20 protein-coding genes are annotated in these 26,589 nt (G+C 72.8%); 8 read left to right on the top strand and 12 right to left on the bottom strand.

Annotation, left to right across the window (positions count from 1 at the left end; translation table 11 throughout):
• Positions 1 to 30: 30 nt before the first annotated feature.
• From murD to rsmH, 7 genes are all read right to left on the bottom strand, one after another.
• A complete protein-coding gene (gene murD / locus ACWD5Q_RS03300; protein WP_451425287.1) occupies positions 31 to 1,458 on the bottom strand; it encodes a UDP-N-acetylmuramoyl-L-alanine--D-glutamate ligase in 1,428 nt (475 codons plus the stop codon).
• Positions 1,440 to 2,513, bottom strand: coding sequence for a phospho-N-acetylmuramoyl-pentapeptide-transferase (gene mraY / locus ACWD5Q_RS03295; protein WP_311690864.1), 1,074 nt, complete (start codon positions 2,511 to 2,513; stop codon positions 1,440 to 1,442). Before mraY ends, murD begins: the two co-directional genes overlap by 19 nt.
• On the bottom strand, positions 2,510 to 3,925 hold the full coding sequence (locus ACWD5Q_RS03290; protein WP_451425286.1) for a UDP-N-acetylmuramoyl-tripeptide--D-alanyl-D-alanine ligase: 1,416 nt from the start codon (positions 3,923 to 3,925) through the stop codon (positions 2,510 to 2,512). The genes mraY and ACWD5Q_RS03290 overlap by 4 nt, the downstream gene beginning before the upstream one ends.
• 4 nt (positions 3,926 to 3,929) lie before the next feature.
• Positions 3,930 to 5,627: a UDP-N-acetylmuramoyl-L-alanyl-D-glutamate--2,6-diaminopimelate ligase gene (locus ACWD5Q_RS03285; protein WP_451425285.1), complete on the bottom strand. Its 1,698-nt coding sequence runs from the start codon at positions 5,625 to 5,627 to the stop codon at positions 3,930 to 3,932.
• A gap of 36 nt (positions 5,628 to 5,663) precedes the next feature.
• Positions 5,664 to 7,652, bottom strand: coding sequence for a peptidoglycan D,D-transpeptidase FtsI family protein (locus ACWD5Q_RS03280; RefSeq protein WP_451425284.1), 1,989 nt, complete (start codon positions 7,650 to 7,652; stop codon positions 5,664 to 5,666).
• 5 nt (positions 7,653 to 7,657) lie between these two features.
• Complete coding sequence (locus ACWD5Q_RS03275) at positions 7,658 to 8,233, bottom strand: hypothetical protein (protein ID WP_451425283.1); 576 nt, start codon at positions 8,231 to 8,233, stop codon at positions 7,658 to 7,660.
• A 182-nt stretch (positions 8,234 to 8,415) separates the two neighbouring features.
• Positions 8,416 to 9,372, bottom strand: a complete 957-nt coding sequence (gene rsmH, locus ACWD5Q_RS03270; RefSeq protein ID WP_451425282.1) for a 16S rRNA (cytosine(1402)-N(4))-methyltransferase RsmH — start codon at positions 9,370 to 9,372, stop codon at positions 8,416 to 8,418.
• A 445-nt stretch (positions 9,373 to 9,817) separates the two neighbouring features.
• Between rsmH and ACWD5Q_RS03265 the strand changes: the two genes are divergently transcribed.
• The 4 genes from ACWD5Q_RS03265 to ACWD5Q_RS03250 all read left to right on the top strand — a co-directional run bounded on the left by ACWD5Q_RS03265 (position 9,818) and on the right by ACWD5Q_RS03250 (position 15,517).
• A complete protein-coding gene (locus tag ACWD5Q_RS03265; RefSeq protein ID WP_451425281.1) occupies positions 9,818 to 10,360 on the top strand; it encodes a beta-class carbonic anhydrase in 543 nt (180 codons plus the stop codon).
• Between the two features lie 272 nt (positions 10,361 to 10,632).
• Positions 10,633 to 11,658 carry an AAA family ATPase gene (locus ACWD5Q_RS03260; RefSeq protein ID WP_451425424.1) on the top strand — a complete coding sequence of 342 codons (1,026 nt, stop codon included), beginning with the start codon at positions 10,633 to 10,635 and terminating at the stop codon, positions 11,656 to 11,658.
• A complete protein-coding gene (locus ACWD5Q_RS03255; protein ID WP_451425280.1) occupies positions 11,658 to 13,016 on the top strand; it encodes a DUF58 domain-containing protein in 1,359 nt (452 codons plus the stop codon). Before ACWD5Q_RS03260 ends, ACWD5Q_RS03255 begins: the two co-directional genes overlap by 1 nt.
• Entirely contained in the window at positions 13,013 to 15,517 is a 2,505-nt protein-coding gene (locus ACWD5Q_RS03250; RefSeq protein ID WP_451425279.1) for a transglutaminase TgpA family protein, read from the top strand. The genes ACWD5Q_RS03255 and ACWD5Q_RS03250 overlap by 4 nt, the downstream gene beginning before the upstream one ends.
• A 691-nt stretch (positions 15,518 to 16,208) precedes the next feature.
• Here the strand turns inward: ACWD5Q_RS03250 and ACWD5Q_RS03245 are convergent.
• From ACWD5Q_RS03245 to ACWD5Q_RS03235, 3 genes are all read right to left on the bottom strand, one after another.
• A complete protein-coding gene (locus ACWD5Q_RS03245; RefSeq protein ID WP_451425278.1) occupies positions 16,209 to 16,592 on the bottom strand; it encodes a DUF3040 domain-containing protein in 384 nt (127 codons plus the stop codon).
• A gap of 276 nt (positions 16,593 to 16,868) precedes the next feature.
• Positions 16,869 to 17,639, bottom strand: a complete 771-nt coding sequence (locus tag ACWD5Q_RS03240; RefSeq protein WP_451425277.1) for a methyltransferase — start codon at positions 17,637 to 17,639, stop codon at positions 16,869 to 16,871.
• A gap of 369 nt (positions 17,640 to 18,008) precedes the next feature.
• Complete coding sequence (locus ACWD5Q_RS03235; protein WP_451425276.1) at positions 18,009 to 18,593, bottom strand: SAV_6107 family HEPN domain-containing protein; 585 nt, start codon at positions 18,591 to 18,593, stop codon at positions 18,009 to 18,011.
• Positions 18,594 to 18,779: 186 nt separating this feature from the next.
• Between ACWD5Q_RS03235 and ACWD5Q_RS03230 the strand changes: the two genes are divergently transcribed.
• From ACWD5Q_RS03230 to ACWD5Q_RS03215, 4 genes are all read left to right on the top strand, one after another.
• A complete protein-coding gene (locus ACWD5Q_RS03230; protein WP_451425275.1) occupies positions 18,780 to 19,727 on the top strand; it encodes an ATP-binding cassette domain-containing protein in 948 nt (315 codons plus the stop codon).
• On the top strand, positions 19,699 to 21,783 hold the full coding sequence (locus ACWD5Q_RS03225; RefSeq protein WP_451425274.1) for a YhgE/Pip family protein: 2,085 nt from the start codon (positions 19,699 to 19,701) through the stop codon (positions 21,781 to 21,783). The genes ACWD5Q_RS03230 and ACWD5Q_RS03225 overlap by 29 nt, the downstream gene beginning before the upstream one ends.
• Before the next feature lie 56 nt (positions 21,784 to 21,839).
• Entirely contained in the window at positions 21,840 to 22,472 is a 633-nt protein-coding gene (locus ACWD5Q_RS03220; protein ID WP_451425273.1) for a TetR/AcrR family transcriptional regulator, read from the top strand.
• A gap of 460 nt (positions 22,473 to 22,932) precedes the next feature.
• Positions 22,933 to 24,459 (top strand): phytoene desaturase family protein, encoded by a 1,527-nt coding sequence (locus ACWD5Q_RS03215; protein ID WP_451425272.1) that lies wholly within the window; start codon positions 22,933 to 22,935, stop codon positions 24,457 to 24,459.
• A 77-nt stretch (positions 24,460 to 24,536) separates the two neighbouring features.
• On the opposite strand, the gene ACWD5Q_RS03210 is transcribed toward ACWD5Q_RS03215, so the two are convergent.
• Both ACWD5Q_RS03210 and metF read right to left on the bottom strand, forming a co-directional pair.
• Positions 24,537 to 25,472 carry an SCO2102 family sporulation regulator gene (locus tag ACWD5Q_RS03210; RefSeq protein ID WP_451425271.1) on the bottom strand — a complete coding sequence of 312 codons (936 nt, stop codon included), beginning with the start codon at positions 25,470 to 25,472 and terminating at the stop codon, positions 24,537 to 24,539.
• Between the two features lie 56 nt (positions 25,473 to 25,528).
• On the bottom strand, positions 25,529 to 26,452 hold the full coding sequence (metF, locus tag ACWD5Q_RS03205) for a methylenetetrahydrofolate reductase [NAD(P)H] (protein WP_451425270.1): 924 nt from the start codon (positions 26,450 to 26,452) through the stop codon (positions 25,529 to 25,531).
• Between the last annotated feature and the right edge of the window lie 137 nt (positions 26,453 to 26,589).

The raw sequence follows: 26,589 nt of genomic DNA, 5'->3' as shown, positions 1-26,589 counted from the left end.
CGGAGCACCCGCCGCGGCCGAGCCCCGCCGTCAGGCGCCGGTGGTGCCGAGTTCGCGAACCGCCTCCGCGAAGGCGTCGCCGCGCTTGTTGTAGTTGGCGAACATGTCCATGGAGGCACAGGCCGGCGCCAGCAGCACCGTGTCGCCCTGGCCGGCCAGCCGCCGTGCCTCCCGCACAGCCGCACGCATCGCCCCAGTGTCGGTCCGTTCGAGGTCGACGACGGGTACTTCCGGCGCGTGTCGCGCAAGGGCTTCACGGATCAGCGCGCGGTCCGCGCCGATGAGCACCACGCCCCGAAGCCGCTTCGCCGCGCCCGCGACCAGTTCGTCGAAGGCGGCGCCCTTGGCGAGTCCGCCCGCGATCCACACGATGGACTCGTACGACGCCAACGAGGCTTCCGCGGCATGCGTGTTGGTGGCCTTGGAGTCGTCGATGTACGCGACCCCGTCCACGTCCGCCACGTGCGCGATGCGGTGCGCGTCCGGGGTGAAGGACCGCAGTCCGTCCCGTACGGCCCGGGCGGGCACCCCGAAGGCGCGCGCGAGGGCCGCGGCGGCAAGGGCGTTGGCGATGTTGTGCGGAGCCGGCGGGTTCACATCGGAGATCTCGGCGAGCTCCTGGGCGTTCTGGTGCCGGTTCTCGGCGAACGCGCGGTCGACCAGGATGCCGTCCACGACGCCGAGTTGGGAGGGAGCGGGCGTGCCCAGCGTGAAGCCGATCGCCCGGCAGCCCTCCTCGACGTCCGCCTCGCGCACCAGGTCCTCGGTCGCCTTGTCGGCGACGTTGTAGACACAGGCGACGCGATTGCCTTGGTAGATACGGCCCTTGTCGGCGGCGTACGCCTCCATGGAGCCGTGCCAGTCGAGGTGGTCGGGCGCCAGGTTGAGCACCGCGGCGGAGTGGGCGCGCAGCGAGGGCGCCCAGTGGAGCTGGTAGCTCGACAACTCCACGGCCAGGACGTCGTACTCCTCCTCGCCGAGGACGGCGTCCAGCAGCGAGACCCCGATGTTGCCGACGGCGGCCGTGCGCAGGCCCGCGGCCCGAAGGATCGAGGCGAGCATCTGCACGGTCGTGGTCTTGCCGTTGGTGCCCGTGACCGCGAGCCAGGGGGCCGCGTCGGGCCCCCTGAGCCGCCAGGCCAGCTCCACATCGCCCCAGACCGGGACGCCCGCCTCGGCCGCCGCGGCGAACAGCGGCTTGTCGGGCCGCCAGCCGGGCGCGGTGACGATCAGCTCGGTGCCTTCGGGCAGGGTCGCACCGTCGCCCAGACGCACGGTGATGCCGAGCGCCGAAAGCTCCGCGGCCTGCGCCCGGGCCCGCTCGTCGTCGCCGTCGTTGACGACCGTCACGAGGGCGCCGAGCCCGTGCAGCACCTTGGCCGCCGGGACGCCGGAGACGCCGAGCCCGGCGACGGTGACGTGCTTCCCCTGCCAGTCGGTCACTTTTCCGCTGCCCATCCCGCGTAGAAGATGCCGAGTCCCACGATGACGCAGATGCCCTGAATGATCCAGAACCGGACCACGACGAGGACTTCGGACCAGCCCTTGAGCTCGAAGTGGTGCTGGAGCGGCGCCATCCGGAAGACCCGCTTGCCGGTCAGCCGGAACGAACCGACCTGGATGACCACCGACATGGTGATCAGGACGAAGAGACCGCCGAGCAGCGCGAGCAGCAGCTCGGTGCGGGAGCAGATCGCGAGACCGGCGAGCGCGCCGCCCAGGGCCAGCGATCCGGTGTCGCCCATGAAGATCTTGGCGGGCGAGGTGTTCCACCACAGGAAGCCGAGGCAGGCGCCCATCAGCGCGGAGGAGACCACCGCCAGGTCGAGCGGATCGCGTACCTCGTAGCAGGCGGCCGGGTTGGTCAGGGTCTGCGCGTTGGCGCAGGACTCCTGGAACTGCCAGACGCCGATGAACGTGTACGCGCCGAAGACGAGCACGGAGGCGCCGGTGGCCAGGCCGTCGAGACCGTCGGTGAGGTTCACACCGTTCGACATGGCGAGGATCATGAAGATCGCCCAGACCACGAAGAGCACCGGGCCGATCGTCCAGCCGAAGTCCTGCACGAAGGAGAGCTTGGTGGAGGCCGGGGTGTTGCCGCGGGCGTCGGCGAACTGCAGGGCCAGCACGGCGAAGGCGATGCCGACGATCAGCTGGCCGGCCATCTTCGCCTTGGCCCGCAGACCCAGCGAGCGCCGCTTGACGATCTTGATGTAGTCGTCGAGGAAGCCGACCAGGCCCATGCCGCCCATCAGGCCGAGCACCAGCAGACCGGAGAAGGTCGGCGGTTTGCCCGTGATCACCTTGGACAGGAAGTACGCGGCGATCGTCGCCAGGATGAACGCGATGCCACCCATGGTCGGCGTGCCGCGCTTGCTGGCGTGCTCGCGCGGACCGTCGTCGCGGATGTACTGACCGTAGCCCTTGCGGGCGAGCAACTTGATCAGCAGCGGAGTGCCGATCAGGGTGAGGAACAGACCGATGACTCCTGCGAACAGGATCTGCTTCATCATCGCGCGGCAACCTCACCCTCGGCACCGGTCTCGAGCAGCGCGTGCGCCACGCTCTCGAGCCCGACCGACCGGGACGCCTTCACGAGTACGACGTCTCCCGGGCGCAACTCGCTGCGCAACAGGTCGACCGCCGCCTGTGCGTCGGACACGTGCACCGACTCCTCACCCCACGAACCCTCGTTGTATGCGCCCAGTTGCAGCCAGGACGCTTCCCTGCCCCCGACCGCGACGAGCTTGCTGACGTTGAGCCGGACGGCGAGCCGTCCGACCGCGTCGTGCTCGGCGAGCGCCTCGTCCCCGAGCTCGGCCATCTTGCCGAGCACCGCCCAGGTCCGCCGTCCCTTGCCCATGGCTGCCAGCGCGCGCAGGGCGGCCCGCATGGACTCGGGATTCGCGTTGTAGGCATCGTTGACGATCGTCACGCCGTCCGGGCGCTCGGTGACCTCCATACGCCAGCGGGAGAGGGAGCCCGCCTCGGAGAGCGCGGTGGCGATCTCTTGCGCGGACATGCCCAGCTCATGGGCGACGGCGGCCGCGGCGAGCGCGTTCGACACGTGGTGCTCACCGTACAGGCGCATGGTCACATCGCTGCACCCGGAGGGTGTGTGAAGGCGGAAGGCCGGCTGTCCGCTGTCCGTGAGTCTCACGTTCTCGGCGCGTACGTCCGCTTCGTCGGACTCTCCGAAAAGCGTCACCTTCGCCTTCGTACGGGACGCCATGGCCCGTACCAACGGATCGTCGGCGTTGAGGACGGCGACGCCGCCCGCGTCCGAGGAGGGCAGGCTCTCGACGAGTTCGCCCTTGGCCTGTGCGATCTGCTCCCGGCCGCCGAACTCGCCGATGTGGGCGGTGCCCACGTTGAGCACCAGGCCGATCTTCGGCGGGGTCAGTTCGGCGAGGTAGCGGATGTGGCCGATGCCGCGGGCGCCCATCTCCAGGACCAGGAACCTGGTCTCCTCGGTGGCGCCGAGGGCGGTCAGCGGCAGTCCGATCTCGTTGTTGAGCGAGCCGGGCGTCCACACGGTCGGCGCCTTGCGCTGGAGCACCTGGGCGATGAGGTCCTTGGTGCTGGTCTTGCCCGCGGAGCCGGTCAGGGCCACGAGGGTCGCCCCGAGCCGCCGCACGACATGGCGGGCGAGGGCGCCGAGGGCGGCCTGGACGTCGTCCACGACGATCGCGGGCACGCCGACGGGACGGGACGCCAGCACGGCGACGGCACCCGCCCGGACGACCGCGTCCGCGAAGTCGTGACCGTCCACGTGTTCACCGGCGAAGGCGACGAAGAGGCCGCCGGGCTCCACTTCACGGGAGTCCCGGACCACGGGCCCGGTGACCTGGACGGACGGATCCGGTATGTCATGCGTCTGCCCGCCGACGACTGCTGCGATCTCGGCGAGGGAGAGGGCGATCACAAGTTCATCCCTGGGTCTGCTGGATAGCTTCGCGAAGCACCTGGCGGTCGTCGAACGGACGGACCACCCCGGCGATGTCCTGGCCCTGCTCGTGGCCCTTGCCCGCGACCAGCACGGTGTCCCCGGGCCTCGCGAGGGCCACGGCGGCGGCGATGGCGGCGGCCCGGTCCTCGAAGACCTGCACCTCACCGCGTTCGTGTGCGGGTACGGACGCCGCGCCCTGGAGCATGGTGGCGAGGATCGCCAGGGGATCCTCGGAACGGGGGTTGTCGGAGGTCAGCACCGCCGTGTCCGCGAGCCGGGCGGCGGCGGCCCCCATCGGGGCGCGCTTGGTGATGTCCCGGTCGCCGCCGCAGCCGAGCACCACGTGCAGCCGGCCCTCGGTGACCTTGCGCAGGGCGCGCAGCACCGACTCGACGGCGTCGGTCTTGTGGGCGTAGTCCACGACCGCCAGGTAGGGCTGTCCGGCGTCCACGCGCTCCAGGCGCCCCGGGACGCCCGGCACGGCGGCGACGCCGTCGGCGGCGGTCTGCGGGTCCAGACCGGCCTCGGCGAGGGCGACGATCGCGGCGAGGGTGTTCGCCACGTTGAAGGGGCCGGGCAGCGGCGACCTCGCGGCGATCCGCTGCTCCTCGGGGCCGACCACGGTGAACGAGGAGTCCAGCGGGCCGATCCGCACGTCCTCGGCGCGCCAGTCGGCGTCCGGGTGGCCCTCGGCCGAGAAGGTGACGACCGGGACACCGGCCTCCTTCACCAGCCGGCGGCCGTACTCGTCGTCGAGGTTCACCACGCCGCGCCGGCTGCGCCGCTCGGTGAACAACTGCGCCTTGGCCCGGTAGTAGTCCTCCATGTCGGAGTGGAACTCCATGTGTTCCGGGCTGAGGTTGGTGAAGACGGCGACGTCGAAGACGCAGCCGTCGACGCGGCCGAGGACCAGCGCGTGGCTGGAGACCTCCATGGCGACGGCCTCGACCCCGCGCTCGCGCATGACCGCGAACAGGGCCTGGAGGTCGGTGGCCTCGGGCGTGGTGCGCTCGGACTTGATGCGCTCGTCGCCGATGCGCATCTCGACGGTGCCGATCAGTCCGGTGGAGCGGACCGTGCGCAGACCGCCCTCGACGAGGTACGCGGTCGTGGTCTTGCCCGAGGTGCCGGTGATGCCGATCTGGAGCAGGTCGCGGCCCGGGCGGCCGTAGATCGTGGCCGCCAGCTCGCCCATCCGGGCGCGCGGGTCGCCGGTCACCAGGACCGGCAGTCCGGTGGCGGCGGCGCGCTCGGCGCCCGTCGGGTCGGTCAGCACGGCCGCCGCACCGAGGCTCGCGGCCTGGGCGACGAAGTCGGCGCCGTGCAGGCGGGCCCCGGGCAGGGCGGCGTACAGGTCACCGGGGCGGACGGCACGCGAGTCATGGGTGATGCCCGTGACCTCGACGGCTCCGGCCGGGCGCTCCGGCGCGGTGACACCCAGCTGATCGGCCAGCTCCGCGAGGGGTACGGCGGAGACGTGAACCGGTCGTGGCGGTCCGGGATATGTCACGGAAGCAGCCTTCTGGGTGGTTTGGTACTGATCAGCGTGTGGCACGGCGGTGAGCGTACCGGGCGTACCCCCGCCGGAGCTAAAAAGGAGCCCGCGCGCAGCGCGGTCCGGCGAGGACGGGAGCGGAGGCTGGGTGTGGTTCCCGGGATCGGGAGTGATCGTTGTCACGAGCTGGTTCCTGGTCGGTCTTTTCCGTGGTGCTGATCACGGGGTGAACGTGACGGGGAGGTTCGCGGCCGCGGCCCCGGTGGGCGGGACCTGGAGGGTCTTCAGGGAGAACTCCATGACCTGTTTGAAGATGGGGCCGCAGATCTGGCCGCCGAAATAGCTGCCCTTGGTGGCGTTCTGGATGGCGCAGTAGACGGTGACGCGGGGGTTGTCGGCGGGAGCGAATCCGGCGAAGGAGGACGTGTATCCGCGGTACTTGCCGGTGGCCGGATCCACGCGGTTGGCCGTACCCGTCTTGCCCGCGACCCGGTACCCGGGGATGCGTGCCTTGATGCCCGTGCCCTGCTCGTCGTCGACGACGGACTCCAGCATCTGGGCGAGGGTCTTCGCCGTCTTCGCGCTGACGACCCTGGTCCGCTCGGGTTTCGGGACCGGGGTGAAGCGGCCGTCCGGGCCCTTCGCGGCGCGCACCAGGGTGGGTTCGACGCGGACGCCGCCGTTGGCGATGGTCGAGTAGACGGACGCGGCCTGCACCGCGTTGATCGACACGCCCTGGCCGAAAGGAATCGTGTACTGCTGGGACGTCGACCACTTCCCGGGCGGCGCCAGGATGCCCTGCGTCTCGCCCGGGAACCCGAGTCCGGTGGATTCCCCGATGCCGAACTTGCGCAGATACGAGTAGAGGACCTGGTTGGCCGCCTCCTGGGTCTTGCCGAGCTGGCCGGCCGCCAGGATGGTGCCGATGTTGCTGGACTTGGCCAGCACGCCGTTGAGCGTGAGGTACCAGGTCGCGTGGTCGATGTCGTCCGCGAACAGCCGGTCGCCGCGGTGCAGCCGGTTGGGCACCGTGACATGGGTCAGGGGGGTGGCGGCGTTCTCCTGGAGGACGGCGGCCATCGTCATGACCTTGGCGGTGGAGCCGGGCTCGTACGCGTCCTGGAGGGCCGCGTTGCCGAGGGCCGCCGGATCGGCCTTGGAGAGGTCGTTCGGATCGAAGCCGGGCGAGTTCGCCATGGCCAGGATCTGGCCGGTGCGGGTGTCCTGCACCACCACGTAGCCGCGGTCCGCCTTGGACTTCCTCACCTGCTCGGTGATGGCGTTCTGGGCGGCCCACTGGATGTCGCGGTCGATGGTGAGCTCCACGTCGGAGCCGGCCACGGCGGGGGTCTCGGCGGAGCCCGCGGTCGGCACCAGCCGGCCGCCTGACTGGGCGTAGCGGATCTTGCCGTCCTTGCCGGCCAGTTCCTTGTTCAGCTGCTGCTCGATGCCGCCCCCGCCCTTGCCCTCGGCGTTGACCCAGCCCAGTATTCCGGCGGCGAGGTCGCCGTTCGGATAGACGCGCTTGCTGGTGGGCTCGGCGAGGACGCCGGCGAGGACGTTGACGGTGTTCCTGTCGGTCCCGGCCTTGGCCGCGAGCGTGTTCTTCAGGTCCTTGATCTGGTTCCAGACCTGGGGGGTCTGGCGGTGGGCCAGGAGGACGTAGCGGGTGCGCGGGGTCTTCAGCTTCCCGGTGACCGCGGCGGTGTCCTGGCCGAGGATCGGGGCGAGGAGCGCGGCGGCCTGCTCGGGGGCGTCCGGCGTCTTGGTGGCCTCCGGGGTGAACAGCGTGGGGTCGGCGGTGATGTCGTACGCGTCCACGCTGGTCGCCAGCTCGACTCCGTTGCGGTCGGTGATCTCGCCGCGTACGGCGGCCAGGGTGCGGCCCACGAAGCGGTTCTGGTCGGCCTTGGCGGCGTACGTGCTCGCGTCCACGGCCTGCACCTGGAGCAGTCGTACGACGAAGGCGAGCATCACCAGGGTCAGGGCGAGCCCGACCAGGCGCAGCCGGGGGCGGGGGCTGCCGAGCCGGATACCGCGGGGCGCGGGGCCACGGGCCGGGGCCGGGCGGCGCGCGGGGCGGGCACCGGGACCCGGGCGGGCACCGGGGCCGGGGCGGGCGCCGGAGGCGGGGCGGCGCCGGGCGTCGGGGCGCACCGGCCGGGCGGGGCCGGGCACGCGGCGGCGCGGCGGTTCCCTGTCGGACACTTCCGTCACCTGCCGGGGGTCGGGGAGGGGCGTGCGGGCGGGGTGGAGGGCGCGGTCGCGGAGCGGGCCGCCGAGGGAGTGGCCGGGGACGGCTGCGCCGGGGTGCTCGGGGAGGGGTGCGCCGTGGGGTCCGCGGGCGGCGGCGCCGTGGGGTCCGGATACGGGCTGAGCACCTCGGGCGGGCGCGGCGCGGTGGTGTTCGCCGCGGGCTGCGGGGCGGGGGCAGAGGGAACGCCCTTGACGGTGCCGTCGGGGTTGAGGAACGCGGGGTCGCCGCCGGGGACCATGCCGAGTTCCCGGGCGCGGCGCTGGAGGGCGTCCGGGGCCGCGTAGGCGTCCACGTCCCGCTGGAGGGCCTGCTCCTCGTCGGTGAGGCTCTTGGTCTGCCGCTGCAGGTCGTCGAGTCGGAACGCGCCCTCGCTGAGCGCGGAGTTCAGCACGAGGAGTCCGATGAGCCCGCCGCCGAGGAGCAGGACGACCAGCAGCACGAAGGGCGTACGGGCGGCGCCGCCGCCCCGGCCGGCCGGAATGAGGCGCGCGAGCCGGGCGGCCCGGCCCCTGAGTTCGGGTTTCCCGCTCACACGGCCTCCCGCCGAGCGGGGGCCCACGTGCGCGGCCGGCAGGCGGGGGGCGGCTGGGCCGGGACGGAGGACCGCCGGGGCCGGGGCGGACACCGCTCGTCCGTCGGCGTACCCCGGCGTCCCGTGGCTGCTCTGTTCACTCGCCCACCCCTCTCGTCAGGCCCACTCGGCTTCCGTCAGGCTCACTCGGCGTCCTCGCGGATGCGCTCGGCACCACGCAGACGCGCCGGGGCCGCGCGGCGGTTCTCGGCGATCTCCTCCTCGGTGGGAAGTTCGGCACCGCGCGTGAGGAGCTTGAGCCGGGGCTGGTGGTGTTCGGGGACGACCGGGAGCCCGGGGGGCGCGGTGTTCGCGGCGCCCGCCGCGAACACCTGCTTGACCAGGCGGTCTTCGAGCGAGTGATAGGACAGGACGGCGATCCGGCCGCCGACGGCGAGGGCCTTCACGGCCGCGGGGATCGCCCTGTGCAGGACGGCGAGTTCGCCGTTGACCTCGATGCGCAGCGCCTGGAAGGTGCGCTTGGCGGGGTTGCCGCCGGTCCGCTTGGCGGCCTGCGGCAGCGCGTCCCTGATCAGCTCCACGAGCCGCGCGCTGGTGGTGAACGGCTCCTTCGCGCGCTCGCGCACGATCGCGGCCACGATCCGCTTGGCCTGCTTCTCCTCGCCGTACGCCCGCAGGATCCGTACGAGTTCGCCGGGCGGGTAGGTGTTGAGGACCTCGGCGGCGCTGACTCCCGTCGTCTGGTCCATGCGCATGTCGAGCGGGGCGTCGTGCGCGTACGCGAAGCCGCGCTCCGCCTCGTCGAGTTGCATGGAGGAGACGCCGAGGTCGAAGAGCACTCCCTGGACGCGCGGGAGGCCCAGCCTGTCGAGCACCGCGGGAAGTTCGTCGTAGACGGCGTGCACCAAAGTGGCGCGCGCCCCGAAGGGGGCGAGCCGTTCCCCGGACAGGCGCAGCGCCTCCTTGTCGCGGTCGAGCCCCACGAGCCGCGCCTCGGGGAACCGCGCCAGCAGCCCCTCGCTGTGGCCGCCGAGCCCGAGGGTGCAGTCGACGACGACGGCCCCCGGTTCGGCGAGGGCCGGGGCCAGCATGTCCAGACACTCCCGGAGCATGACGGGCACGTGTCGACTGTTGCTCAAGGGGGCCTCTCAGATCCGGCGCGCCGGTCCGCACGGACGGCCGGCCGCCCTCCTCCAGACGACGCTGGGGACGCCCCCCGTGAAGCAGTGGCCCGCCGGCGCCGGAAGCGTCAGCCGACCGGGAGCGGGAGGAGGCCGAGCCATACGTACGCGCCGCGCACGCGGGGAGAAACCGGCGCGCGGCCGGCGTCTCCTGGGTGAACAGTCCGTGGGGAGAGCGTCTCGCCTCCCCCTTCGCGTCACTTTAGTCCACCCTGTCTTGCGGTCAATCAACCGGCCTGCGGGTCGCCCGTCCCGCCCGCTGCGGCGGCGCGCCGCTCCGGCGTTCACCCGTCCGGCCGGGGCCTCACCTGCCGCGTGGGGTGCGTCACAACAAGCCACGGTGTCGTTCTTTGTCCACTCTCACGACAGGCCTGGAGCGGCTGTGACCAGTAACGTCATGGGTATGACGACTTCCGCATCCGTACCCGCCGGTCCCGAAGGCGCCATAGTCGGCACCGTCACCGATCGCCTCGTGGAGGCCAACGAGCACTATGCCGCCGCGTTCACGGATCCCGGGATGGACGCCCGTCCCGTGCTCCAGGTCGCGGTCGTGGCCTGCATGGACGCCCGGCTGGACCTGCACGCCGCGCTCGGTCTGGAGCTGGGCGACTGCCACACCATCCGCAACGCGGGCGGCGTCGTCACCGACGACGTGATCCGCTCCCTCACCATCAGCCAGCGGGCGCTCGGCACCCGCAGCGTCGTGCTGATCCACCACACCGGCTGCGGTCTGGAGTCCCTGACGGAGGAGTTCCGGCACGAGCTGGAGATGGAGGTCGGCCAGCGGCCCGCCTGGGCGGTGGAGGCCTTCCGCGACGTCGACCAGGACGTGCGGCAGTCAATGCAGCGGGTGCGCACCTCGCCGTTCCTGCTCCACACCGACAACGTACGGGGCTTCGTCTTCGACGTGAGGACGGGGCTGCTGCGGGAGATAGACCCGGCGTAGCGGCGCGTTCCGGCGTCCGTCTCCGGCCCTTCGTCACGCCCGCGTGAACACCCATTCGGGCAAACATCCCGGCCGCGGTGGGCCAAAAAGGCCGTAAGCCCGACATATCGCGGCCAGTTATCCACAGCCGAGTGACACGAACCGGTAACGGCAACAAGAATGCGGGGTGTGACGTCACGCGGGACCCTTCCCGCGTGGTGTCCGTGTTCGGGGTGGGCCGGTCCGCATCGCAGAGCGTCGGCCCGGAGAAAGTACGGGCCGAGGAGGGCCGGGTGACGACCTATGACGATCGAGCGAGCCTTGCTGATCTGACCGCCACTGTGGAGCGCGTCCGCAGTTCGGTGGAAGGAGTGATCGAGGGCAAGCCCGAGGTCGTGCGGCTTTCACTGACCGTGCTGCTCGCCGAGGGACATCTTCTGATCGAGGACGTCCCGGGCGTCGGCAAGACGATGCTCGCGAAGGCGCTGGCGCGCTCCATCGACTGCTCGGTGCGGCGCATCCAGTTCACACCGGACCTGCTGCCCTCGGACATCACGGGCGTGTCCATCTGGGACCAGCAGCGCCGGGACTTCGAGTTCAAGCCGGGCGCGATCTTCGCCCAGATCGTGATCGGCGACGAGATCAACCGCGCCTCCCCCAAGACCCAGTCGGCGCTGCTGGAGTCGATGGAGGAGCGCCAGGTCACCACCGACGGCCAGACCTACGAGCTGCCCAGCCCCTTCATGGTGGTCGCCACCCAGAACCCGGTGGAGATGGAGGGCACCTACCCGCTGCCCGAGGCCCAGCGGGACCGCTTCATGGCCCGTGTCTCCATGGGCTACCCGAGCGCGGACGCCGAGGTGCAGATGCTCGACATCCACGGCGGCGTCAACCCGCTGGACGACCTCCAGCCGGTGGCGCACGCGCACGAGATCGTGAAGCTGATCGAGGCCGTCCGGGACGTCCACGTCGCGGAGTCGGTCCGGCGCTACGCGGTGGACCTGGTCGCCGCCACGCGCACGCACCCCGACCTCAGACTCGGCGCCTCGCCGCGCGCCACCCTGCATCTGCTGCGCGCGGCGAAGGCGTCCGCCGCCCTGTCCGGCCGGGAGTACGCCCTGCCGGACGACGTCCAGTCCCTCGCCGCGGCGGTCCTGGCCCACCGCCTGCTGCCCACCGCGCAGGCCCAGCTGGGCCGCCGCACGGCGGAGCAGGTCGTCCAGGAGATCCTGCGGAGCACGCCGGTGCCCGCGGCACCGCAGCAGTCCGGTCTCCCTCTGGGACGGGGCTACGGCCAGCAGCCGCCCCGGAGGCTGTGATGACCCACGGGGGGACACCGCCCGGCAGCCAGGACGAACGGGGAGGACCGCGCACCGCGCTCGCGGGGCTGACCACGCGCGGGCGCTCCTTCCTCGCCGCGGGGATCGCGGCCGCGATCTGTGCCTACGTCCTCGGGCAGAGCGGTCTGCTCCGGGTCGGACTGCTGCTGGCGGCGCTGCCCCTGGTCTGCGCGGCGGTGCTCTACCGCACCCGCTACCGGGTCGCGGGCAGCCGCCGTCTGTCCCCCGGGCGCGTTCCCGCCGGCTCCGAGGCCCGCGTCCATCTGCGGATGGACAACGTCTCACGGCTGCCCACCGGGCTGTTGATGCTCCAGGACCGGGTGCCCTACGTCCTCGGGCCGCGCCCCCGGTTCGTCCTGGACCGGGTGGAGCCGGGCGGCCGGCGTGAGGTGTCCTACCGTGTGCGCTCCGATCTGCGCGGCCGCTATCCGCTGGGCCCGCTCCAGTTGCGCCTGACCGACCCCTTCGGGATGTGCGAGCTGACCCGCTCCTTCTCGACCCAGGACACCCTGACGGTCATCCCGCGCGTGGAGCCGCTGCCGCCCGTACGGCTCGCGGGCGAGGCGACGGGCTACGGCGACGGGCGGCAGCGTTCGCTGGCACTGGCCGGCGAGGACGACGTGATCCCGCGCGGTTACCGCCACGGCGATGACCTGCGCCGGGTGCACTGGCGCTCCACCGCTCGCTACGGCGAGCTGATGGTGCGCCGGGAGGAACAGCCGCAGCGGGCCAGGTGCACGGTGCTGCTCGACACCCGGGGCATCGCCTTCCAGGGCGTCGGCCCGGACTCGGCCTTCGAGTGGGCGGTCGCGGGCGCCGCGTCCACACTGGTGCACATGCTCGAACGGGGCTTCTCCGTCCGGCTGTTGACGGACACGGGGAACTCGGTGCCCGGCGAGGGGGCCGACGGGTTCGCGGGCGCGAGCCATGAGTCCGCGGACGCGGCCGGGCTGATGATGGACACGCTCGCCGTGATCGACCACTCGGACGGCACGGGCCTGTCCCACGCGTACGACGTGCTGCGCGGCGGGAACGAGGGACTGCTGGTCGCCTTCTTCGGCGACCTGGACGAGGAGCAGGCCACGGTGGCCGCCAAGATGAGCAGACGCAGCGGCGGCGCGCTCGCCTTCCTGCTGGACAGCGCCGACTGGGGACGCGAACAGACCGATGTGCCCGGCCCCCTGGACCACACCGGGGAACCGCTGCGGATGCTGCGCGAGGCCGGCTGGACGGCGCTGACGGTGCCCCGCGGCGTACCGCTCGCGGAGCTGTGGCGCGAGGCGGACCGGCAGCGCACGGGCGTGGGCGCGGTGAGCGATGCGGAGGGACGGTCATGAGCGGGCGGGCCCGGCTGGCGCTGTGTGCCGCGGCGGCGACACTGGCGGCGTCGTGCGCGCTGCTGCCCCTGGTGTCCCCGGCGACCTGGATCTTCCAGGCGGCGTTCCTGGTGGCGGTACAGACCGGGGTCGGGATGCTGGCCCGGCGGGTGCCGCTGGCGCGTTCGCTGACCCTCGCCTGTCAGGTGGTCGTCGGCCTGCTGCTGCTCACACTGATCTTCGCGCACGGTGAGTCCATCGCCGGTTTCCTCCCGGGTCCGGACGCCTTCCGCCGCTTCGGGGAGCTGCTGCGGTCGGGCACGCAGGACGTGGGGCGGTACGCGATCCCCGCGCCGCTGACCCCGGGCATCCGGCTGATGATCGTCGGTGGGGTGCTGCTCATCGGGCTGCTGGTGGACGCGCTCGCGGTGACGTTCCGCTCGGCGGCCCCGGCCGGGCTGCCGCTGCTCGCGCTGTACTCGGTGGCCGCCGGGCTCTCCCACGGCGCCGCCGACTGGCTGTGGTTCCTCGTCGCCGCGTGCGGCTATCTGATGCTGCTGCTGGCCGAGGGCCGTGACCGGCTCTCCCAGTGGGGGCGGGTCTTCGCCGGCGCCGCGCGCGGCCGGGACCGGGACTCGGGCGGCGCCGTCGCCCCGGTCCGCACCGGACGGCGAATCGGCGCGGTCGCACTGGGCGTCGCCCTGGTGGTGCCGCTCGCGCTGCCCTCGCTCAAGGGGGGTCTGCTGGACGGCGCCGGCACCGGGGTCGGCGCGGGCCTCGGCGACGGCAACACGATCTCCGCGGTCAACCCCCTGGTCTCGCTGCGCGACAGTCTGAACGTGGACCAGGACCGCCAGGTCATGGCCTACCGCACCAACTCGGACGACACCCAGGACATGTATCTGCGGATCGTCGCCCTGGACGATTTCGACGGCACGACCTGGCGCCCGGCCCAACGGCACATCACCGCCGTGCCGGGCTCGCTCCCCACACCGACCGGCCTCGCGGGCGGGGTGCGGCGGACGGAGATCGAGACGCGGATCTCGGCGGCGGACTGGTACGCACAGGACTGGCTGCCGATGCCGTACCCCGCGACCAGCGTGAAGATCAAGGGAAGCTGGCGCTACGAGCCGGTGGGCCGCACGCTCGTCGGCGACCACGGACAGAACACGCGCGGCATTCAGTACGACGTCAAGAGTCTGATCGTGCAGCCGACCGCGGAGCAACTGGCCACGGCGCCGGAGCCGCCGGAGTCGCTGAAGCGCACCTTCACGAAGGTGCCGGCGTCGCTGCCGCCGGTCGTGGCGCAGACGGCCCGCAAGGTGACCGCGGGGTCCTCCAACCACTACGAGCAGGCGGTCAAGCTTCAGGACTACTTCGCGGCCGAGGGCGGGTTCACCTACAGCACCGATGTGCAGGTCGGCACCGGGTCGGGAGCCATCGCGCGGTTCCTGAGGGACAAGCGGGGCTTCTGCGTGCACTTCTCGTTCGCGATGGCCGCGATGGCCCGGACCCTGGGGATTCCGGCCCGGGTCGCGGTGGGCTTCACCCCGGGTTCCCCGCAGGCGGACGGTTCCATGTCGGTGGGGCTGCGGGACGCGCACGCGTGGCCCGAGCTGTACTTCGAGGGCGTCGGCTGGACGCGCTTCGAGCCGACCCCCAGCCGGGGGACGGCCCCCTCGTACACGCAGTCGGACACGCCCAGCGGGGAGAACCCGGTCGCGCCGCAGCCGTCGCTGTCGTCGACGACGGCGCCGTCCACGGCTCCGTCGTCGAGCGAGAGCTGCTCGGCGACCATGCGCAAGCTGGAGGCGTGCCCGAGCCAGTCCTCCGGTGCCGTGGCGATCACCGGCGACGGCGGGCCGCCGTGGTACCAGGTCGTGGCGTGGACGCTGCTGGGGCTGGCCCTGATCGCGGTGCCGCTGACGCCGATGCTGTGGCGGCTGCGGAGCCGGTCGGTGCGGCTGGCCTCCGCCCTGCACGCGTCGTCGGCCGGGCAGCCGGTCCGGGCACGGGGCCGGAACCCCGGGCCCGCCGAGCGGTACGCCGGTGACATAGAGGTGACCGCGCTGCCGGGCGAGGGGTCCCCGAGCCGGGCGGCCGAGGCGGCCGTGGGACACACCCTGGCCGTGTGGCGCGAGCTTACGGACACGGCATGGGACTACGGCATAGTGCCGGACGACGCCCTGACCCCGCGTGGGGCCGCCGAGCGGATCGTGCGGCTCGGCCGGCTGGACGAGTCCGCCGCCGCTGCCGTGCACCGCGTGGCCGGTGCCGTGGAGCAGGTGCTCTTCGCTCCGCAGCCGCGCCCCGAGGCCGGTCTCGTCGGCGATGTGCGCACGGTGCGGTCGGCACTGCGATCGCGGGTCGGCCTGCGGACCCGGGTACGCGCGGTCGTGGCACCGCGCTCCGCCCTGCGGGTCGTCTGGGCCGTCGGCGACCGCTGGACGGACCTCAAGGCCCGCTGGACAACCCGCTGGTCCGCCCTGCTACGCCGCCCGTCCGACCAGCAGAGCGGCTGAGACGGGGGGCGTCCCGCCAGGGGACGGGGCGGAGACGGGGCGCGTCCCGCCAAGGGACGAAGCCGAGACGGGAGGCACCCCGCCAAGGGGCGAGGCGGGGCCCTCTCCGCCCGCTCGCCCTCGCCAGGCCCGGGATATGGGCCGGGGACACGGCCGGGAGGCGCCTGTGGGGGCCCTGCGGCCCGAGGGGGCGTGTGGCGTCCACGCAACCGGACCGCCCGGTGGCCTTTCGGACCGCCCACACCCCCGGCAGCCCGACCGCCCGACCACTTCCGCGGACTGCCCAGACGCCTCCCGGACCGTCCAACCGCCCTCCGGACTGCCCAGGCGTCTCCCGAACCGCCCATCCGCTCTCCGGACTGCCCAGACGCCTCCCGCACCGCCCAGACGCCTCCCGGACCCGCCCGACCATTTCCCGGACTGCCCAGACGCCTCCCGGACCGCCCAACCGGCTTTCAGACCGCCCAACCGCCTCCCGGACCACCCAGCCCGCCTCCCGGATCGTCCCGCGGCCTTCCGGGCGGCCCTGCCTGTGGTGCCTGCGGGCCGCGGAAGCGTCACGCAGCCTCGCGCCCGGACCGCCCGGCGGGACGGCGACGCGGCGGCTGGCCGGTTCCGGGCATGCGCAAGGGGGCGGCCACCCGATCGGTGGTCGCCCCCTTGCGGAAGTCTCCGGTCTGCGCCCGGAGGGCTAATGGCCCTGTTCGTCCCGGCGTCGCTGCCAGCGCTGTTCCATCCGGTCCATCATGGAGCGCCGCTGCCTGACCTGCCTGCGGGCGCCCGGCGCCCCCTGCTCGCCCGGCTTGGGGGCCTTGCGCCAGCCGGTCACGACAAGCACCGCACAGCCCAGCATGACGAGGAAGCCCACCACGCTGATCCAGATCTGCTTCGCGACCATTCCGGCCATGAGGAGCGCGATACCCACCAGGAAGCCCACTGCCGCCTGGTACACCCGTCGCCGGGTGTACGTACGCAGCCCGCTTCCCTCAAGCGCTGTCGCGAACTTGGGATCTTCGGCGTACAGCGCTCGCTCCATCTGCTCGAGCATGCGCTGCTCGTGCTCCGAGAGCGGCACGGAGTCCTCCTCATCGTGCAGTCGCCGGGGCGACTGGGGGTCCCCTTCAGGATAGGCAGGGAATCGCCCCCTTGAAACCCGCCCCTCTACGCCAATTGGCCAACCGGAATCCGCCATGGCCGTCCTGGCTCACTGAGGCTTCCATTCCCCAGCAGCCAACCCGTCATGCCGGACGGTCTCCCTCGATCATACGGCGCACACAGCCCGATCGGAGTTCCTGTGGCGTACTCCATCCGCCGCCGCGCCGCTGATCAACGGCGTGTCACGGCAGTGGACTCAGACCTCGGCCGCGGCCCGGGTCTCGCCGAGGACATGGAGCTGTGTGGCCACGGAGTGGAAGGCGGGGACCTCGGCCGCCGCGGCCTCCAGCTTGAGCAGCGCGTCGAGGGCGCCCGGTTCGGTGTCCACCAGGACTCCGGGCACGAGATCCGCGAAGACCCGGACGCCGTGTATGGCGGCGACACCGAGGCCCGCGTCCTCGACGAGCGCCGTGAGCTGCTCCGCGGTGAAGCGGTGCGGCACGGGGTCGCCCTCGCCCCAGCGGCCGTCCGGATCCTGGAGCGCCTGCCTGGCCTCCTTGAAGTGGCCGGCGAGGGCCCGTGCCAGGACGGCACCGCCGAGCCCCGCGGCGAGCAGGCTGAGGACGCCGCCGGGACGCAGCGCGGCGATCACGTTGCGCACGCCCTCGGCGGGGTCGTCCACGTACTCCAGGACGCCGTGGCACAGCACGATGTCGTAGCCCTGGGGCTCCACCACGTCGAAGAGGCCATGGGCATCGCCCTGGACGCCCCGCACCCGGTCGGCGACACCGGCCTCGGCGGCCCGGCGTTCCAGCGCGAACAGCGCGTTCGGGCTGGGGTCGACGACGGTGACCCGGTGGCCGAGGCGGGCGACGGGCACCGCGAAGTTGCCGCTGCCGCCACCGGTGTCGAGGACGTCCAGCACGTCCCGCCCCGTGGCCTTGACGCGGCGGTCGAGGGCGTCCTTGAGGACCTCCCAGACCACGGCGGTACGGAGAGAAGCGCGGGGGCGCATCGGGTCCGACACGGCAGTTGACTCCTCGGCGCGGCACCGCCTGCTTGTGCGGCGGAGCGATCGGGCGGCCTTCCGGACCCCGTACCAGGGCGAAAGGCTTGCAGGCCCCTCCACCCTATTGCCTCCGGCACCCTGCCCGGAGCCCCGACCCACATCGCCGCCAGGCCTGAAGCCCCAGCCCCACGCCCGGCCCAGGACCCGCCCCACCGCCAGGTCCGCGACCCACCCCACGCACCCCCGCCCGCCCTCACCCCACCGCCGGCCCCTAAGCCCCTCCCCTCGCCCCCGTCCAGCCCGTAGACCCGCGCCCCCACGCCACCCCCGCCCGCCCCTGGACGTCACCCGCGCCCTCCGGAAGCCGCGGCCCGGCCACCAGGGGGCTCAGCCCGCGTCCGGCACCTCCCTCTCCCCCAACGCCCTATCGCCCACCCCCCGCTCACCGGTCTCCCGCTCGCCGGTCTGCCGTGGCTGCGGCAGAACCGGCTGAAGCAGCAGCGTCCGCTCGACCAGGCGCAGGAACATCGCCACGTCGCGTATCAGATCGTCGGCGTCGCGGGTGCTGGCCGCGCCTCGGATGCCGGCCTCGGCGCGGGCGCGGCGGGCGGCGCCTGAGGCGAACAGCGCGCTCCACTCGGTGAGTTCGGGCGCGATCTCGGGAAGCACCTCCCAGGCGCTCCTGATCCTGGCGCGGCGCCGGGCGGTGGGCTCCGGCCGGCCGCGCACGGCGAGCACGGCGGCCGCTGTACGAAGAGCGGCCAGATGGGCCGTCGCGTACCGTTCGTTGGGGGTTTCCAGGCGGGCCGCCTCGTCGAGTCCGGCGCGCGCCTGGGCAAGCAGGTCCAGGGCAGCGGGTGGGGCCGTGGCCCGGCGCAGCACGGGGTGTACGTCGCCCGCCGGGCCGGTCAGTGAGGGGGCAGGGCCGGTGACGCGGCGCCGACGTACGGCACCTGCGGGATGGCTGGCCATGACGAACCTCCTGTCGTCTGCGTGACGGCCCTGTGGCCGTATGTACCCATCGTGAGGTATGGCACTGACAATCCGTTCTGACCTGCGCTTTTGCTTCGCTCGTAGGTTCGGGATAATTTTAGACTGACCAGTCAGTTCAAAAAAGGCCCACAGCTGGGCCGGTCACCCAGGGGAACGAAGAGGGGCATGGGCATGGGCATGGGCATGGGCATGGGCATGGGCATGCAGCAGGAAACGGCGGGGGTCGCCGTGGAGGCCACGGACCTCGGCCTGAAGGGCCCGCGCGGCCACGTGTTCCGGGGTGTCCATGTGACGGCCCGGCCCGGCTCGCTCGTCGCCGTCGAGGGGCCGTCGGGCTCAGGCCGGACCTCTCTGCTGCTGACGCTCACCGGGCGGATGAAGCCGAGCGAGGGCCGTGCCACGGTCGGCGGGCACCGGCTGCCCAAGGAGATGTCCGCGGTCCGCCGGATCAGCGCGGTCGCGAACGTCTCCGGCGTCACCGACCTGGAGCCGGCGCTGACCGTGGGCGAGCACCTGCGTGAACGAGCCCTGCTGGAGAGCCGGTTCGGGGACTCCCTGCGCGCGCTGCTGCGGCCGCGCGACGAGCGCAGGGCGGCGGCGGGACGGCGCATCGACACCGTCCTCGCCGCGGCCGGGCTCGACCAGGAGGCGCTGCCCAAGGGGCCCCGCACCGCCGTACGCGATCTGGAGCGCCTGGAGGCCCTGCGGCTGTCCGTGGCCCTGGCCCTGATGGGCCGGCCGCGCCTGCTCGCCGTCGACGACACCGACCTCAAGCTCTCCGCCGCCGAACGGGCCGAGGCATGGGCCCTGTTGAGGTCCCTCGCCGAGGCCGGGACCACGGTTCTCGCGGTGTGCACCGAGGCCCCGCAGGACGCGCTGGTGTTGTCCACGGCCTCCGCCGACCGCGTGTCGCCGGACGGGGACGTGAACCCGCCGGCCGCGGAACGCGACACGCAGGGCGCACCCCAGGAGCCCGCCACCCGCGAGAAGCCGTCCGTGGACGGCGCAGAAGACGACGAAGACAACGAAGCAGTCGAAGCAGTCGAAGCAGACGAAGCAGACGAAGACGACAAGGAGACGGTGGATGCGCTCGCCGAGACTGGCCGCGCTTGAGCTGAAGCGGTTCGGCAGGGGAAGGCTGCCGCGCGCGGCCCTGGTGGCGCTCCTGCTGCTGCCGCTGCTCTACGGCGCCCTGTACCTGTGGTCGTTCTGGGACCCGTACGGGCGTCTGGACCGCATCCCCGTGGCGCTCGTCGACGACGACAAGGGGGCGACGGCGGACGGCCGGAGGATCACCGCGGGCGCCGACCTCGTCAAGGGACTGCGCGAGAGCGAGACCTTCGAGTGGCACGAGGTGAACGCGGCCGAGGCCAGGCGGGGTCTCGAGGACGGCACCTACTACCTGTCGCTGACGATGCCGTCCGACTTCAGTGCGCGGATCGCCTCCAGTTCCGGGAAGGACCCCGAGACCGGCGCCCTCCAGGTGCGGACCAACGACGCGAACAACTACATCGTCGGGCAGATCTCCAAGACGGTGTTCAACGAGGTGCGCGCGGCGGCCTCCGCGAAGACGTCGCGGTCGTTCCTGGACCGGATCTTCATCTCCTTCTCCGACATCCACGGGAAGACCGTGCAGGCCGCCGAGGGGGCCGACCGGCTCACGGGCGGGATCGGCAAGGCGGAGCAGGGCTCCAAGGACCTCGCCGACGGTCTGAAGGAGGCCGAGAACGGCAGCGGGAAGCTGTCGAGCGGCCTGACGAAGCTCACCCGGGGCGCGGGCGACCTCCGAAGCGGGGCGCAGCAGGTCGCGGACGGCACGCAGGCGCTGGCCGACCGGGTGGACGGCACGGCCGACCAGGTGCGGCCGTTCCTGAAGAAGAACGGCCGGCAGATCGCCGACACCGCGACCCTGGTGGCCGACTCGGCGGGCGTGATCAGCGACCACCTCGACGCGTTCGTCACCACGGCCCCGCTCGCGGAGAGCGGCACCCGCGAGGCCTCCGAGGCCCTGAACGAGGTCTACGGCCGGCGCTGCGTCAGCCCGCTCCTGCCCGACCCCGCGTGCGCCGACCTGAAGAAGGCGAGGGACGCGGCGGCGCAGGCGGCGAAGCTCGCCCATGACGTGAACACCGTGGTGCAGGACTACCACGGGGACATGACCGCCCTGAAGTCGGACCTGACGACGCTCCAGCGGCAGGCCCGGGCCCTCGCCCAGGCGGCACCGCACCTCTCCGAGGACCTCGACGACGCGGTCGCCAAGGTGGACGCGCTCAACCGGGGCGCGGCCCAGGTCGCCCAGGGGGCCAGGACCCTGCACACCGGACTCGGCACCGCGCGGACGGGCGCGGCGGACCTGGACGAGGGCCTCGGCAGGCTGGAGACGGGCGCGGTCGACCTCAACGGCGGCATGTACAAGCTCGCCGACGGCTCCGGAAAGCTCGCGGGCGGGCTGCACGACGGGGCGTCGCAGATCCCCGCCTACGACAAGCAGGAACGCGACCAGCGCACCGGGGTGATGGCCGACCCGGTGCGGCTCGCCTCCGGGGACCTGCACCACGCGCCGAACTACGGCACCGGTTTCGCCCCCTACTTCATTCCGCTGTCCCTGTGGGTGGGCGCCATGGTGGCGTACATGCTGATCCCGCCGCTGAACCGGCGCGCGCTCGCGGCGGGCGCCTCGGCCCGGCGGATAGCGCTGGCGGGCTGGCTGCCGGCCGCCGCCGTGGGCGTCCTGCAGACGTCCGCCCTCATGGCCGTGCTGCACTGGGCGATCGGTCTGGACATGGTGCGGGCAGCCGGCACGATCGGGTTCCTGTTCCTGGTGGCGGTGTGTTTCGCGGCGATCGTGCAGTGGCTGAACGCGCAGTTCGGGGCGGCGGGCCGGATCCTCGTGCTCGCCCTGCTGATGCTCCAGCTGACGTCCGCGGGCGGCACCTACCCCGTACAGACCAGTCCCGGCTTCTTCAACGCGATCCACCCCTTCCTGCCGATGAGTTACGTCGTCGAGGCCCTGCGCAGGCTCATCACCGGCGGCGGTCTCGGGCCCGTGTGGCAGGCGTGCGCCGTGCTGACGACGTTCACCGTGGGTACCCTCGCGCTGACCACCCTGTCGGCCCGCCGCAAGCAGGTGTGGACCCTCGACCGGCTGCACCCGGAGCTGAGTCTGTGACGTCCACTGCCGGACCTACGCCTCCCGACGCGGTCTTTCCTGTGAGAATCGGGGCCATGGAACGCAGCAGCGCCGCCGCGCCGGGCGGCTCGGGCCGCCGCGCCGCGACCCGGCAGAAGCTCTACGAGGCGGCGGTCACCCTCATCGCGGAACAGGGTTTCTCCGCGACGACCGTCGACGAGATCGCCGAACGGGCGGGGGTCGCCAAGGGCACGGTCTACTACAACTTCGCCAGCAAGTCCGTCCTCTTCGAGGAACTGCTGCGACACGGTGTGGGTCTGCTCACGGCCTCCCTGCGGGAGGCGGCCGAGCAGACCGCTCTGGCCGGCGGCACCAAGGTCGACGCGCTGGACGCCATGATCCGCGCCGGTCTCGGCTTCATCGCCCGCTACCCGGCCTTCACCCAGCTGTACGTCGCCGAGTTGTGGCGCACCAACCGGGCCTGGCAGTCCACGCTCATGGTGGTGCGCCAGGAGGTCGTCGCGGCCATCGAGGACGTGCTGCGCGAGGGTGTGGCGAACGGCGAGTTCAGCGACGAGATCGACGTCCCGCTGACGGCGGCCGCGCTGGTCGGCATGGTCCTGGTGGCGGCCCTCGACTGGCAGTCGTTCCAGCCGGAGCGTTCCCTGGACGACGTCCACGCGGCGCTGTCGAGGCTGATCCAGGGGCGCGTGAGCGGCGGCCGGTAGCGCGCCCGGCGTGCGAAGCGCCGGTTGGGGGTGGCCGCGTCCTGTGCGACCCGCCCCGAACCGGCGCTCCGTCGTTCCCCCTTGCTCCCCCGTATCCCCCTGTTGTTCCCCCTTGTCCCCCGTTGGCCCCCGTTCGGTCCTTCCTCCGGGTCCCCCGTGCCTCGCTTCCGCCGGACCGGGCCGGCGGAAGGAGCGGGCAAGGGCGCGGGCGCCGTTCCGCCGCCCCGTGCCGGCGGTTCCGGGCCGCACCCCTCTCCCGTGCCTCCACTGTCCCGTTCACGCAGGTGGAACCCCATCCGCGCGCGTACTCATCTCACCGGTTAGGTACGGATACTCAGAACTGAGCGCTCATCCCCACGCCCTGGCCCTGCCGACGGGCCGGCTTCCTGCCGAAGACACCGAAGGCACTGATCACAGGCCCGCGGCCGGGCTGTCGGCAGTGGCGGATAAAGTCACCGGCATGGCACGGATTGCGGTGATCGGCGCCGGGATGGGCGCGATGGCGACCGCCGCCCGGCTGGCCGTCGCGGGCCACCGGGTGGTGGTGTACGAGCGTACGGAGACGTACGGCGGTGCGCTGCGCCGTCTCACGCGCGACGGCTTCTCCTTCGACACCGGCCCGGGTCTGCTGCCGCTCCCGGCGGTCTACCGCGACCTGTTCGTCAAGACCGGCAGGGAGCCGCTGGAGAGCCGTGTCGAGCTGGTCCAGGTGGACCCGTCCGCGCGGCACGTCTTCGCGGACGGCACTCAGGTCGCGCTGCCGAACGCGTCACGCGCGGGTGTCGTCTCGGCGCTGGAGGCGGCGCTCGGCGGCGGGGCGGGCGAGCGCTGGGGCGAGTTCCTGGTGCGGGCCCGCGAGGCATGGGACCGCACGCGCCGGCCGCTCCTGGAGGAGCCGCTGTGGCCCGACTGGGCGGTGCTGGCCGAGCGCGAGCCCTACCCGTCGGTGCCGCACCGCAGGCTGCTGCGCACCCGGCGGGCCGGCACGCTCGCCGAGGTCGGCGCCTTCGAGCTGCGCGACGAGCGGCTCGCGGCCCTCCTGGAGAGCCACGCCCTGGCGTACGGCATGGACCCCCGGACGGCACCGGCGAGCGCGGCGGTGCTGCCGTACATGGAGCACGCCTTCGGCACCTGGTACGTGCGCGGCGGGATGCGGGAACTGGCCCGTGCCGTGTACGAGCGGTGCGTGGCGCGGAAGGTGGAGTTCGTCTTCGGCGCCGAGGTCACCGGGATCGTCGAGAAGGACGGCCGGGCGGCGGGGGTGGAGCTGGCCGGGGGCGCCTCCCGGGCGCCCGGCGCCGGGGGCGGGTCGGTGGTGGAGGCGGACCACGTGGTCGCCGGGGTCGCGCCCGGCGTGCTGGACCGTCTGGTGCCGGGGACGGCGTCCGTGCGGGGGGCCGGCGAGGTCGCGCCGCAGCGCGGGATGCCCGCCCGGCTGACGGTGCTGCTGGCGCTGCGCGGCGGACGGCCCGAGGGCGCAGCGCACCGGACGGTGGTCCACCCGGCCGACCGCGAGGGCGAGTTGGACCGCCTGTTCGGGGCGGATGCCGGACTGCCGGCCGTGCCGACGGTGACCGTGCTGCGCCCGGACGACCCCGCGCCGGTGCCCGACGCGGGGCACGAGGCGGTCACCCTGTCGGTCACGGTGCCGGCCGGCCTGAGCCCCTCCGCGTCCGACGTGGACCGGGTCGTCGAGGCCGCCGAGCGCGCGATACCCGGTCTGCGCGACCGGGTGCTGTGGCGGGAGGTGCGCGCCCCGGGCGACATCGCCGAGGAGACCGGCGTGCCCGGCGGTGCGGTCCCGGCACCGGCCCTCGCGGCGGCCGGCGGCCGACTGCTGCAGCCGTCCAACAGCACAGGCCTGCCGGGCCTGTTCACGGTCGGCGGCTGGTCCCACCCCGGTGGCGGGCTGCCCCACGCCGGCATGTCGGGTGCCCTGGTCGCCGGGCTGATCGTGGAGGGGCCGGACTTCCGGGGCTCGCAGTGAGGCACCGGCACACCGGTCGTCCGTGAGGGCGGACGCCCGGCACCGGGCGGCCCTCGGACACGCGTGAGGGCCGTCGCTCAGAAGCGGTACTGCTCGTCGTAGCCGTGGCCCTGCGCGGTGCCGTTCGGTGCGGCGCCGTTCTCCTGGTGCGGGTACGGCTGCTCCGGCGGGTGTTCACCGCCGAACGCGTCGTCGTGGCTGCGCTGCTGGGGAACCCAGACACCGCCGGCCGGGGTCTCGCCGTATGCGCCGGTGCCGTACTGCTCCTGGCCGTAACCCTGCTGTCCGTACTGCTCCTGGCCGCCGTACGCGGGGTCGTAGGTGCCGCCGCCGTAGGTCTGGGTGCCCGCGTACGGGTCGGAGTAGCCGCCGTACTGCTGCTGGGCGCCCTCGTAGCCGTACTCCTGCTGGCCGTAGCCCAAGTAGCCGTCGTGGGCGTAGGCCTGCTGGTCCTGGGCCTGGCCCGCGTTCGCGTAGGACGGGTCCTCCGCGGCGGCCGCGTACGCCGCGCCCGTGTAGACGCCGTACGAGCCGGTCTCCTCGGGCAGGGGCTGCGGCTCGTACACGGCGGTCGTCTCGGCGGCGCTCGCCGCGGGCTGGGCGCGGGTGAAGACGTCATCGTCGTCGTAGGCGTCGTCCTGCAGGTGCGCCGCCGGGGTCGCCGGCTCGTCGTCGGGGCCGTCGGGCTCCGGTACCGGCTCCTGGCGCGCCGCCTCACCCCGGCGCCGCTTGCTCTTGCCGCCACCGCCCTCGCGCGGGCGGTGGCCGACCGCCCAGCCGGCCGCGAAGCCCCGGCGGAACGACAGCGTGACATAGGTCTGCCCGACCGCGAACGCGGTCGCGCCCACCGCGATGACCAGCACCGAGGCGATCAGCACGCCGAGCACGACCCCGACGAAGCCCACGAACGCCAGCAGCCGCCAGCGCAGGCGTGCCTTGTACTGCAGCAGCACCTCGCCCAGAAGCCACAGCGCGACGACACCGAACGCGATGTAGAGGACCGCCCAGCCCATGTACGCCCCTCTCCCAGTGGCCGCTACGCAGTCTGTCGTAGCGCGGCGCGACCGGTCTAGGCCCGCTGCGGGTGGTGCAGGCCCAGATTTTCGTAGATTTCCAGCGTCGCCGTCGAGTTGTTGAGTGTAATGAAGTGCAGTCCGGGGACTCCCTCGGCCAGCAGCCTCGCGCAGAACTCCGTGGCGAACTCGATCCCGACCGAGCGTACAGCCGCCGGATCGTCCTTCGCCGTGAGGATCCGCTCTTTCAGGGCGGCGGGAAGGGCGGCGTTGCTGAGCTGCGGCAGCCGCTCCAGCATCCGCACGCTCGTGACCGGCATGATCTCGGGGATGACCGGGATCGCGCAGCCGGCCGCGGCGACCCGGTCACGCAGCCGCAGATACGACTCCGGCTGGAAGAACATCTGGGTGATCGCGTAGTCGGCGCCGGCCCGGCACTTGTCGACGAAGTGCGAGACGTCGGTGTCCCAGTCGCTGGAGCGCGGGTGCATCTCGGGGAAGGCGGCGACGCCCACGCAGAAGTCGCCCGCCTCCTTGATGAGCCGGACCAGTTCGGCCGCGTAGGTCAGGCCCTTGGGGTGCGGGACCCACTCACCCATCGGGTCGCCGGGCGGATCGCCGCGGACGGCGAGCATGTTGCGGATCCCGGCGTCCGCGTACTGGCCGACGATGTTGCGCAGCTCCGCGACGGAGTGATTGACCGCGGTGAGGTGGGCGACCGGGGTCAGGGTCGTGTCCGCGACGATCTGCTCGGTCTCCTTCACCGTGCCCGCGCGGGTGGATCCGCCCGCGCCGTAGGTCACGGAGACGAAGTCCGGGGCGACCGCCTCGACCCTCCGCAGCGCGCTCCACAGGTTCCGCTCACCCTTGGGGGTCTTCGGTGCCGAGAACTCGAACGAGTACGTCGTCTTACCGGTAGCGAGGATGTCGCGCACGGTCCGCGCGCGATCCGTCCTCGTGGATGCGGTTCCGAGGGCCATAGTCGCAGGTTAGCCAGGGGGAGGCGGTCCCCCAACCGGACGCCGGGGATTCGCCCCGAATTGTCGCGCTGTTGTCCACCTGTCGGACACCGGCGCACGATCGGGCCGGGAAAACGGCGCCGGCGCCGGCCCGCGGG

The organism is Streptomyces sp. NPDC002513 (assembly GCF_053595355.1).
The sequence above is the reverse complement of the archived record's forward strand: the minus strand, read 5'-3'. Positions and strand labels throughout refer to the sequence as shown.